9 protein-coding genes are annotated in these 11862 nt (G+C 41.0%); 2 read left to right on the top strand and 7 right to left on the bottom strand.

Annotated features, from left to right (window positions below; genetic code table 11):
* Window positions 1-69 precede the first annotated feature (69 nt).
* The 4 genes from EHQ64_RS04170 to EHQ64_RS04155 form a co-directional block, all read right to left on the bottom strand.
* Window positions 70-2136: a methyl-accepting chemotaxis protein gene (locus tag EHQ64_RS04170; RefSeq protein ID WP_135648256.1), complete on the bottom strand. Its 2067-nt coding sequence runs from the start codon at window positions 2134-2136 to the stop codon at window positions 70-72.
* Between the two features lie 158 nt (window positions 2137-2294).
* Complete coding sequence (locus EHQ64_RS04165; protein WP_135648255.1) at window positions 2295-4544, bottom strand: ATP-binding protein; 2250 nt, start codon at window positions 4542-4544, stop codon at window positions 2295-2297.
* Window positions 4545-4556: 12 nt separating this feature from the next.
* A complete protein-coding gene (locus tag EHQ64_RS04160; protein ID WP_008597002.1) occupies window positions 4557-4943 on the bottom strand; it encodes a response regulator in 387 nt (128 codons plus the stop codon).
* A 174-nt stretch (window positions 4944-5117) separates the two neighbouring features.
* Window positions 5118-6839 (bottom strand): EAL domain-containing protein, encoded by a 1722-nt coding sequence (locus EHQ64_RS04155; RefSeq protein WP_135648286.1) that lies wholly within the window; start codon window positions 6837-6839, stop codon window positions 5118-5120.
* Window positions 6840-7035: 196 nt separating this feature from the next.
* Between EHQ64_RS04155 and EHQ64_RS04150 the strand changes: the two genes are divergently transcribed.
* Window positions 7036-8664, top strand: a complete 1629-nt coding sequence (locus tag EHQ64_RS04150) for a peroxidase family protein (protein WP_135648254.1) — start codon at window positions 7036-7038, stop codon at window positions 8662-8664.
* A 22-nt stretch (window positions 8665-8686) separates the two neighbouring features.
* A complete protein-coding gene (gene hisC, locus EHQ64_RS04145; protein ID WP_135648253.1) occupies window positions 8687-9784 on the top strand; it encodes a histidinol-phosphate transaminase in 1098 nt (365 codons plus the stop codon).
* Window positions 9785-9790: 6 nt separating this feature from the next.
* On the opposite strand, the gene EHQ64_RS20150 is transcribed toward hisC, so the two are convergent.
* The 3 genes from EHQ64_RS20150 to EHQ64_RS04135 form a co-directional block, all read right to left on the bottom strand.
* Window positions 9791-9961, bottom strand: a complete 171-nt coding sequence (locus EHQ64_RS20150) for a hypothetical protein (RefSeq protein WP_167882350.1) — start codon at window positions 9959-9961, stop codon at window positions 9791-9793.
* Between the two features lie 243 nt (window positions 9962-10204).
* The gene (locus EHQ64_RS04140) at window positions 10205-10651 is read right to left on the bottom strand and encodes an OsmC family protein (protein ID WP_135648252.1); all 447 of its coding nucleotides are present in this window, start codon (window positions 10649-10651) and stop codon (window positions 10205-10207) included.
* A 370-nt stretch (window positions 10652-11021) separates the two neighbouring features.
* Window positions 11022-11609 (bottom strand): YdeI/OmpD-associated family protein, encoded by a 588-nt coding sequence (locus EHQ64_RS04135; protein ID WP_135648251.1) that lies wholly within the window; start codon window positions 11607-11609, stop codon window positions 11022-11024.
* Between the last annotated feature and the right edge of the window lie 253 nt (window positions 11610-11862).

Below are 11862 nucleotides of genomic sequence, written 5' to 3'. Positions count from 1 at the left end.
ACGGAGTTCACTGAGAAGTTCTTTCTATAGGGACTCCCCTCCCACAAATCCAAAACTCTGTGCGAACCCTTAAAGTTTGAACTTATCCACAGATCTTAAGAGTCCCTCGGATTGTTGGTGCATCTCTCCGGAGTAAGAAGTCAAATCATCTGCTCCACTCGCTACTTCCTGAGTTCCTTCCGAGATACTAACGATTGTTTTCGTGATCTCATCCGTTGCCCTCTTTTGCTCCTGGACCGCCTCTTCAATCTGTAAACTGAAACTCATTAAGAAATTCGCAGATTGATGAATGTCTTGGGTGTTCTTCTCTTGGGTACGAACAGAATCCAGCACCTTCTTCGCAGATAATCCGAATGAATCCACACTGGTCCTTAGTTTACGAAGTATATCACTCGCTTCCTTTACCTTAGTGTTTCCGTTATGAACCGCATTGTTGGTAGATTCTACAAGTTCTCCGATCTCTTGGACTGAACTCGAAGTCTGAGATGCAAGTTTACTGATCTCTTCTGCTACGACTGCAAACCCTTTTCCTGCTTCTCCAGCTCTAGCTGCTTCTATCGCTGCATTCAATGCGAGTAGATTTGTTTTCTCAGAAATTTCTGTAATGATAGAAAGAATCTCGTTAATACGGCTCGCACTCTCCCCTATCTCATCCATCGCTTGATTGGTCGCACCCATCGCATTCTCACCAGTCACTGCTCTTTCCTGAGATTCAGAAGCTACTTGTGACAAGGTTTGCATTTCATTATTGATCGTTCCGATTTGCTCGCGCAAAAGTACAACGTTCGTATCGATCTCTTTCATATTTTCGATGGCCTTCTCCATCGATCTACGAACATTCTCTGCTGAGGCTGCAAGTTCTTCTACTGCGGCTGAAGATTCTTCTGCTGCGGATGCTTGTGCCTGGGCCACATCCGAAAAATTACGACTCGATTCTGCCATCTTATCCGAGGTAGAATTCAATTTGGTAGAAGAGGTCTTGATATCTAAGATGATCTTAGAAAGATTTCCCTTCATTGAATCCATAGATTTTAGAAGTTTACCGATCTCATCTTCTCTTCCAATCTCAATGGAAGAAGTCAAATCTCCATCTGCAATCTTCTCTGAAAAACCGATCGCTTCCAAAAGTCCGGAGGTTATCAATCGATTGAAGATCAGATTCAGAATGAGCAGGATCACTACCATGATCACAAGAGAGGACAAGATCGTCTGTAAGATCACTCCTCTCATATCTGACCAGAAGATCGAATCAGGGATCGAGACTTCTACTGCCCAACTCTTATCATAATTTCCTAATACAAAGGGAAAAAAGTATCTAGTGTGTCCGGAGCCTGCGATCTGGAATTCTTCTCCCTTAGCACTTAGTTCTTTTACTTTGGAGCGAACTTCTTCCTCCGGGATCGGTTTTCCAACCAAGCTCGGATCTCCACCGTTTGCCGCATAAATCCCGTCAGGCGAAACCAACGCCAAATAACCTTCTCCCCTAAATGGTCGGATCGGTCCCAAAAGCTCCTGAAGTTTTGCCATGGAGATATCCGTTCCGACTGTTCCCACGAACTTATCATTCTTAAGGATTGGTTTCACCATAGAAACCATTAAGATCTCTTTACCGCTCACGGAATAAACATAAGGATCGGAAATAAAATCCTTATGAGTTTTTTTAGGGATCCTATAGTAGAAACTTGTAATATCATCTACATCGTATGATTCAGCAAAAGTGATCTTTAGATCCCCAGTAGCGCGGTTCCAGTATGGAATAAATCTACCACTCGAATCATGATATGGAGTATTCTTATATCTTGCGTCCTGCCCATCGAAAGCATTCGGTTCATATAATACCCAAGTCCCGAATAAGTTCTGATCCGTTTCGGCTAATTTTTTTAAAGCTGCAATCCCTTCGGTCCTAGTTGGGGTAGAAGTTTCCAGAATGAATTGAAACCCTCTCAATGATCCTAAAATTGAATTTAAAAAATTGGAGATCTCATACTCGTATCTTTTTCCGGCCATAGAAGAACCGGCTGCGACTTGGTTTTTTAAACCGAAATAAGAGGAGAAAGAATTGATACCTGCAAGTACGAAAGATCCGGTCAAAAGAACGACCGACAAATAAAGGGAAATTCTATATCGGATACTCATGGGAAGGCCTGGAAAGAATTTTACAGCGAAACGAAATTGTTATTCGAGGCTTCTTCCCTCACAAGCTAGTTTTATATTTTTGTGAAAAAAGAAAGTCTTAGAAATTAAGATACATAAATTTTTTTTGATCCAAAAAAGGATCTTATTTCGTCTGGAATTTATTCCAACCTAGGAAAAGAAAAACGAAAGATCGTGCAACCTGGTTCGCTTTCCCAGTTCCAACTTCCTTCATATTTTTTAGAAATGGATGCTGCGACGGCAAGGCCAATGCCTGCGCCCTCCCCTTCCATTTTTCCGGAAGAAAGGACTTCTCCCAGTTTCTCTCGGATATCTTTCGGAATTCCGGGACCGCTATCTTCCACTTCACATACAACCTTGGATTCGCTATCGTAAATCCGGATACTAAGCTTTCCTTCCCCGGACATGGCCTGGTATGCATTGTCAACAATTTGTGTCCAAAGTCTCACCAGATCCTCGGGGACACATTTCATTCTGGCTTCGGAAATATAATTTCGTTCTACTATGACACGATTTCCGCCAGCACCTTCATACACTCCAAGTACGGCTTCCATAGTATCCGAAATTTTAACGGATCTTTCGGAATCTTCTCTTGTGATCCCGGAATAGGTTTCTAATGCAGAAACGATCTTGTACATTCGATCAGTAGATCTATGGATCACTTCTTCCGATATCTCAAGCCCTCTTACGGCCATTAAAAATTCGGAGATACGATTCCATTCATTACATATACATAATTTCAATAGAAAATCGGGGCAGTCCGGAAAGCCGAGTTCTGCGACTACCGCGGCCTTATCTCCCGCATTTTCAACATTCTGGCGTTTCAAAAACGCTTCTATAGAATGTCTGGTCTCTCTGAATTTTTTACCGATTAGTTCTTTATTGTTCCCTAATATTCTTTGGAAAGTTTCATTAAATGCATTTCTTTCATCCTCATCCGTTTCGTTTAGATATGTCAGAAGAAATGGCAGAAGAGAGGTGATCCTTTTAACATAATAGGAAATATTTTCTCTGGATGCACCGATGGCTCCGAGGGGGTTATTGATCTGATGACTTACTGCACCCGAGATCCTTCCGATCGCGGCCAATCGTTCATTACGGAGTAATGTTTCTTGTGCAGTTTTTAATTCTCCCAGAGTGATTTCCAATTCTTCCTTTTGAAGTCGGATGATCTCATTCCTAGAGGAAATTTCCGCAGATTCTCTCAGGATCTTTTCGGAACGGATCTGTTGGTCGATCGCGAGTAGTAGTTTTTCCTTCATATTTTCCAAAGAGAGAAAAAGATGATGGATCTCGTCCTTAATATCCCTGGATGGGATTTGAGTAGTATAATTCCCTGCACCTAAAGAATCCGCAAAGGATGCCGCAGAAGAAAGACCTTCCGAAACGTATTTGCAGAAGAAACGATCTATAAAATACAAACATACTGGTAAAAGCGCGAAGGTGATCAAAAGACTTCTTAGAATGATCGGACCAAGATCATTCCATAAGAAAGAATCCGGTACGAAAACTTCTATCGCCCAGTTCTTACTATAACTTCCCATACTGAAAGGGAAGATGTAGGAGTTCCCACTATCTACGGGATAGAAGAAAGGCTGACCGCTCGCTAATGATTTTTGGATTGATTCTCTTACCTCCGGAGGACCTACGTTCTTACCTTGTAAGATCCCTTTAGAACCATGGACTGCGTATTTTCCTCCGGGAGAAATTAAGGAAAGAAATCCTCCTCCGAAAGGTCTTTTGGAAAAAATTTCAGCCTCTAGATCCGAAAGTTTCAGATCCAATCCAACGATCCCTATAAACCTTCCATTACGAATGATTGGACGTATGAGTGATATCATGAATACGTTCACACCTTCCAAAGGATACATATAAGGTTCTCCTACATAATCATGCAGAGTCGCCTTAGGGATCTGATAATAGTTCCCACTCTCGTCGGTATTATCGTAATATACACTTTCTTCTAAACTGATCTTATCCTGGTCCTTAATACTTCTATGAAAGTATGGAACGAACCTACCGTTTGCATTCGAACCTTTTCTTCCTATAAAAGATGAATCTCTTCCATCAAAAAGATTCGGTTCGAATACAGCTCCTGCACCTAGGAACTTTTTATCATTCTGGAACAGATCTACTAAATCTTTTTCGACGGAGGCTCGAGAAGGATGAGTCAATTCCCAGCGAGTTTTTGCTTCTCCTACTTTGGAAATTGCGTCTGAAAAAATTTTACGGATCTCAAAGGATGCTGTTTCTGCCTTAGCAAATGCAGCTTCTTGGGAAGAAACTTTAGAATCGTAATATGCGGAAACCGCTACCAGAAGGGTAAGCAGAACTGAAAAAGTAAATAGAACAGCGGCGCAGTATAAAGAGAAGCGCGTCCGAAGGCTCATATGCCCCCCTATTTATTTAAGGGCTGATGTAATTGTGGTTACTAATTCTTTTTCATCCCAAGGCTTTTTCAAGTAGCTGTATAAATTGATCTCTTTCTTAAGAGCTTCGACAGATGCAATGTCAGCGTGGCCAGTGATGATAATTTTTTGGATCTCGGGATATCTTTGATGAACGATCCTTAAAAATTCATCTCCTTTAATATTCGGCATCAGCCAATCCGAAATTACGATTAGAATTTTGACCCCTTCGGTCACTAATTCCTCGATGATTTGCATCGCCTCGGACGCATCAAGCGCAGTCTCATAACGATAAGTATCTCCCAGATGTCTTTTGACTTGGGACTTCATACTCATCAAAATGAGCGCTTCATCATCAACAAAAAGAATCGCTTTTTCCACCGCTCCCCCGGTACCAACCTGTAAATTAGACGAACAAAAAAGTACAAAACCCCGACCAAAATCCGGAGCAAAACAAGGATAGTTACACCGTAAATTCTCTTTGCAACAAATTTTCGACTTTATTCCGGGAAAGAATGAGTTTCAGGAGATCCTGAAAAAAATAGACCAAAGTACCTATTCAATAATTTTTATCGAGATTGGTGTAATATCCGGCGAAGGCTGCATGATCAGATAGCCCTGAGAATATTCTATACCGAGAGAACGTACTACCTTCAATTCTTCCGGAGTAGAAACAAATTCTGCTACCACCTTCGCTCCGATCCTATGAGCAAGTTCCGTAATTGCGGAAGTTAGAATGAATGCGGTTCGATTCCTTTCCAAAGATTGAATGAATTTACCGTCTATCTTGATGAAGTCCGGTTGGATCTCCAACAAACGCGAGAAATTCGAATGCTCCACTCCAAAATCGTCGATCGCTATCTTTGATCCTAGCTCTTTTAATCCGGCGATCACTTTCAAACGTTCCGGATTTCCATGAAAGCTCGCTGTCTCTAAAATTTCGAACGTAACCCTTGAAGCATTGATCCCGTAATACTCCATTCTAGAAGAAGCCCATTTCGGAAAACTGGGACTCTCCAATTCGGTTTCTGAAAGATTGATAGAAAAAGAATACGTAGAATCTGCAAATTTTCGAAGAGCTTTCTCAAATAGGATCGGACTGATCCTTCTCAGAAGTCCCGTAGATTTTGCCAAATATAAGAAACTCGCGGGAGCATATACCTTCCCATCTTCTACGATCCTTGCAAGGCATTCGAATTTTTCCACCTTGCCTGTTTGATTATCCATGATCCCTTGAAAGTAAGGGACAACATTTCCGGAGTGGATTGCCTGGTTCAGTCTTTTGCCAAGATCCATATTGATCTTGTACAGATCCTGATCGTCCATTTTCTCAGAATAAGAATAAATCCCGGATTCAGAATCGAATTCAGGCTCCTGACTTGCTTTTACAAGAGCAAGCCTTGCCTTATAATATAGATCTTTTTTGCCACTGGCGGTCGCAATCGTCGCATTGATCCTAAAAGAGATACCGGAAGCAGTAAAATAATCGGAACGAAGTAGGATCCTAAATGCGATCAGATGAGGCAGGAACTCCTCTTCCGGCACTTTGGAAAGGATCGCTACCTCGTCTTCGTATACATGAAAGATCTCTCCGTAGTTTCCGAGAATAGATTTCATGGAGTCCAAAAACTTCTTCATTAAATCTTTATACAACGAAACTCCGAAGTCCCTGGTAGTAAGAGAAGTGGATTCGATCCGAATAAGAGCGATCAGTGAATCATCTTTTTCTTGAGAAGCAGCATCCAATCTTCTACGAAGTGATTCCAAATTCGGAAGACCTGAGTCTCGATTATATAATAATGCATCTTCTAACTTTTTATTCAATTCTGAAAGAGAGATATCCGACTCGTAGGAACGGACCGCTTCTTTTACAGTCATCAGTAGATCGTTAGAGTCCCAGGGTTTAGAAAGATATCTGTAAAGGTTGGCTCTATTTAACGCATTTCCCACAGACTCTGCAGTTGCCTGACCGGTAAGCATGATCTTTCTTGTGTTCGGATTTGTTTCCTGTACCTGGATAAGGAACTCATCTCCTCTAATCCCGGGCATTACCTGGTCGCTTAATATTGCAGGAATATGAATGCCCGCCTGATTGCACTCATCCACTATCTGTAGAGCGAGTTCGGCGCTATCAGCAGCTTCGATTTGGTATTCTTTGCCGAAGGCGGACTTTAATTGTTCCTTTAATCCCCGTAATATGATGAGCTCGTCATCGACGCATAAAATTACCGATCTCTTCGGCAATTCTTCGGAAGATCCATTTTCTTGGGCATTCACTATCGGATACTCGGGAGGACTTGGTATTAGACGCAAAAAAAAGAATATCCGGACCGCGAGGCCGAATATTTTTATTCTGAACGAATGTATAGAACGGTCCTAAATGTAGTCTCGTCCTATTTTTCAGACAAACGAAAAAAGAACAAAAACCAAGAACCGCGGATCAGGTAAATAGCCCGAAAGATCTCCCAGATTTATGATAAAAATTATTTTCGAGAATGACAAAGAAGTATTCATAGAACCTTCCGATTCAAGCAAGTCCCTATTACAAATTTCCTTAGATGCGGGGATCCCTCATATACACGCATGTGGGGGTAACGCACGCTGCTCTACTTGTAGGATTATCGTTCAAGATGGAGATGAATATCTTCTGCCTAGGAATGAAAAAGAAACCGCACTTGCGCAAAAGAAAGGTTTTCCGGACAACGTTAGACTTGCCTGCCAAACAAAAACGAATGGGGATATAGTGATCCGCAGATTAGTGATCGATGAAGCGGACCAAACATTAGCCTCCACTTTTTCAGATTTTATTTCCGGGATAGAAAGACCTGTTGCGATCTTATTCAGCGATATTAGAGGTTTTACAAGTTTTTCTGAAAAACATCTTCCATACGACGTGATCCATATTTTGAACCGCTACTTCTATAGAATGGGAGACAAGGTCCTGAAGTATGGAGGAATGATAGATAAGTATATCGGAGATGGACTCATGGCGATCTTCGGTTTAGATGATCCGGATCCTGTTCGAACTAATCTGAATGCAATCCGCTCCGCTCTCGAAATGAGAGGAGAACTCGAAAGCCTAAACCAATATTTGCAAAACCATTTGGGTTCCGAATTCGAAATAGGGATCGGGATCAATTACGGAACTGCGATCCTTGGAAAGTTAGGACATCCTTTAAGCATGTCATTCACCGCGATCGGAGATACTGTAAACTCCGCGAGTAGAATAGAGACAACTACCAAAAAAGCAGGAGCAAAAATCCTTATTTCACAAAAAGTGTATGAGTCCGTTCAGGAAAGGATCCAGAAAGGAAGAAGTTTCGAAACAAAGTTAAAAGGTAAAACCGGGAACTATCGTGTCCATGAAGTGCTCGGGACCAAATCCAATTGTGAAGGAAGCGTTTGGGAAGAAACCAGATACAGGATCTGGGATAAAATAGATCCTACAGAAGCGGGAGCATGGTTACGTATGGTATTCCACGCGGCTTCCATATTCTCTGCGGACGGAGAATGGTTAGGATTAGAAGGTTCGATCCGTTTTCCAAGTATCTTAAACGACGAACATAATCGCGGGATCCATAAACAATTAGAAACAATTATCCATTTGAGAGAAGAGATGGAAAAAGAAGGAAGAGTAGGAGTTCCTTCCTTTTCGGATATGGTCGCTCTCTCTGGGGCCTTAGCTATTCAAAAAGCGGGAGGCCCTCTGGTACATATTCTTCCAGGAAGACAGGATTCAAACTATCCGAGCGGAAGAATGCTTATGCCTGTAGATAGTCCAAACATAAAAGACTCTTTGGATTATTTCTCTATGATGGAATTTTCAGTAAGAGATACTGTCCTACTCTTAGGGGTTCATACATTAGGTTGGCATTCCAAGGGATCTTTTACGGAAACTCCAAACATATTCAATAATCATTATTTTAGGGATCTACTTTTAGATGGTGGAGCCAAAATGCTCGCATCCGATAGAGCCTTACTCGGCCAGGAAGAAACCAGAAGGATCGTAACGGAATACGCTTTGAGCGAATCCCATTTTTTCAGGGACTTCCAGAGTTTATACCAAAGGCTCGTAGAACAAAAACGATTGGAAGAATCCTAAGCCCGATTTTTTCTGGAGAGAGATGCGTTTTCAACCCGCCTTAGACAAAATCCCGGCCTACGAAGCCGGAAAACCGATCGAATTAGTAGTACGAGAATACGGAATTTCTCCGGACAAAGTAGTAAAACTCGCTTCTAACGAAAATCCGTATGGGGTATCTCCCAAGGTTTCACAGGTCGTCAAAGACGCGGTGTATAAGATGCCGTTGTATCCTGACGATTCGTATAGGGCCCTAAAGGAAGCTCTTGCAAAGAACCATGGAGTAGATGCAAAAAACGTAATACAAGGAAATGGTAGTGATCAGATCTTCGATTTTGCTACCAGATCCGTTTTGAATCCCGGGGATAAGATCCTACAAAACGGCAAAACATTCTCCATGTATACGATCTACGCGGGACAATGCGGTGCGGAAACAATCCACACAGAGTCCGAAACACATGATCTAAACCAATTTTTAGATTTATACAAAAAACATTCTCCTAAGATCATATTCATCTGCACTCCTTGTAATCCGATTGGAGATGCATTAGATAAATCGGATCTGTATTCATTTTTAGAAAAGATCTCTCCGGACACAATGGTAGTCGTAGACGCCGCCTATATGGAATTCGGAAAAACAAGAGATCTAAAGAAAGAAGTTCCTGCCTCAGAGTTGATCTCTAAATTCCCGAATGTATTGTATACGAATACATTTTCTAAAATTTATGGATTGGGTGGAATGAGGATCGGGTATGGGATCGGATCGGAAGAAATGATCCGAGCTTTTTATAAGCTCAGACCTCCTTTTAACGTTTCACAACTTTCCCAACTGGCTGCGACTACAGCTCTTTCAGATCGGGAATTTGTGGAAAATTATCTGAAGTCCAATCTAAATGAAATGTCGAGATACGAGAACTTCGCGAAAGAAAAAGGTTTTTTCTACTTCGAATCTTTTGCGAATTTTATCACGATCAAATTGGATTCAGCAAAACTGAATTCCACCCAAACTTTCGAAACACTTCTGAAAGAAGGGATCATATTAAGGAATTTGAAAAGTTACGGATTGAATGCTTTGAGGATCACGATCGGAAGACCTGAGCAGAACGATCTGGTCTTGGGTAGGCTTTCGGAAATTTTGTAGAAGGATCTATTTGTCGTATAGATCCGGTTTAAGTCTGATCATCTTTTCATTCTTACTCTCCGCTTTTTTGGAAGAGTAGTTTGCAGATTCGGAACGATAGAATTCTTTTCTAACCAGGATCGGTCCTGAAGATTGGAATTGGCTTTTTTCGTTTTTCTCTCTTTCGGATTGAAACATTCGAAACCTCCTTTTTTCGTCTTGGAAGGTAAGACCCGCCGGTTCCTTAATTAGTTTCGTCCTGAAACCGGGATTTCCTTACCATATTATGTCAAAAAATTTAACATCTAAGAGCTTACGTACTATCTACAACAAGCGGATGACTGGAATATTACAACTAGGTGTTCTTTTAAAGGGGAAACTTTGAAGGATTAAAGAAATTTCCGGACCGAGATCAGAAAGACACGGCCCGGAGTTTTTTCTTTAGGCTGCAACTGACGGATTGGAATTTTTAGAGAATACTCCAACGCCGGATAATGTATCCTTCACAGGGCAGATTCTTTCGATATGTTGTAAGAGTGAGTCTACGTTTTCTTTAGGAGAATCCGTTTGAATATCCACTCTATATCTGATTTGTGAGAATCCAGGGCGAACAGGTGCAAGTTCCTGAAATCCATCCAGGTCCAAATCCCCTTCTACAAACACTTGGAAGTCTTTTAATTCCACTTTATGAGCTGGTGCATATAAAGAAACGAGTACTCCGACACAACTTGCAAGTCCACCTAACACAAGTTCTACGGGATTTGGTCCCTGATCTGTTCCGCCCAATGCTTGAGGTTCATCTACAACCCATTTATGATCTCTGGACTGAAGATTCAATTTGAGTCCACCTGCCCAAGATGCTTTGCTTTCAAATACAGTATTTGCCATAAATATTCTCCTACCGATTGGGTTGAATCCTTGGAGCCTTTTGAAGAATGGAAAGAACTTTGTATGTTATAACATACAATTTATATGTTTTATTGAACAAAGGATTGGGCAATGGTCAAGTCGATTGGGCAGGACAGAGAAGGACCTTGTTGCTGCTCTCAAGTATTAGAACCTTAAAAATCAAACCCTCTCTGGGCTCCCTGCGAAATTTATTACTCTTTGAGTTCACACAGAGTTCACTGAGAACACAGAGTTCACTGAGAACACAGAGTTCACTGAGAACACAGAGATAGAAATATTGCTAAATATCTTCTTTATACGGTTTATTTTTGGAGAATTGAAGACCTTTATTGTAGGAAACCTATTTCTTCTACCAATCATTCAGTCCTTTTCCTTTCAGGATTTTCTCTTTGCATTTCTCAATTCTAGATTCCCTTGTTAAAGATTGTTTAGGTGCTGAAAAGTGTAGAATATAACCTCTCTGTCTTCCAGGAGTTAAAGCTTCGAAAGCCTTTTTGAATTTTGGCTCCTTATCCATCTTCTTTTGTAATTCTTCCGGGATCGGGTTTCGGTCTTTTTTAAAATCCACTTTTAAGCCGGACTTTTCCACTTCGATGGCTTCTTGGATATAGGATTTGATAACCGGCTCGATCTTATTTATTTCGGAAACACTTGTGAACGGGATGATCTTAGCCGACCTTGTATTCTCTCCCGGTTTTTGAAGGATCCCCTTTGGGTCTTTTAATAAGGCTCCTTTGAAAAAACTGAGAACACAGTATTCTTTTAGTTCTCCTATGATCGCTATATTCTTCTTTTGGAATGAATAACAAGGAGAGCTCCATTTTAATTCTTCTGTCAATCCAGCATCCAGGAGAATTGTTCGGAGTTTTTTAAGCTCCTTTCCCCATCTTTCTGCGTTATTTAAGAATTCATCCACCTTCGGATTGGTCTTACTCATCTTTTACTCTCATTCGATCCAATTTAAATCACATATCTTTGGTTTTTCGCAACCATTATTCTATACTTAGAAACACGGCACGCAAAGGCGCGAAGGGAAAAAGATTCTTCTTTATTATATTCTCAATTTTCGTTTTGATTAAATAAATTTTTTCCTTTTAGATAATGATCTTCTTATTCTTCGCGCCTTTGCGTGCCGTGTTTCTAAGTATAGAATAATGGTTGCGAAAAACCAAAGATATGTGATTTAAATT

Source organism: Leptospira sarikeiensis (assembly GCF_004769615.1).
Lineage (GTDB): Bacteria > Spirochaetota > Leptospiria > Leptospirales > Leptospiraceae > Leptospira_B > Leptospira_B sarikeiensis.
Note: the sequence above shows the minus strand (reverse complement) of the source record. Positions and strands in the feature narration are given on the sequence as shown.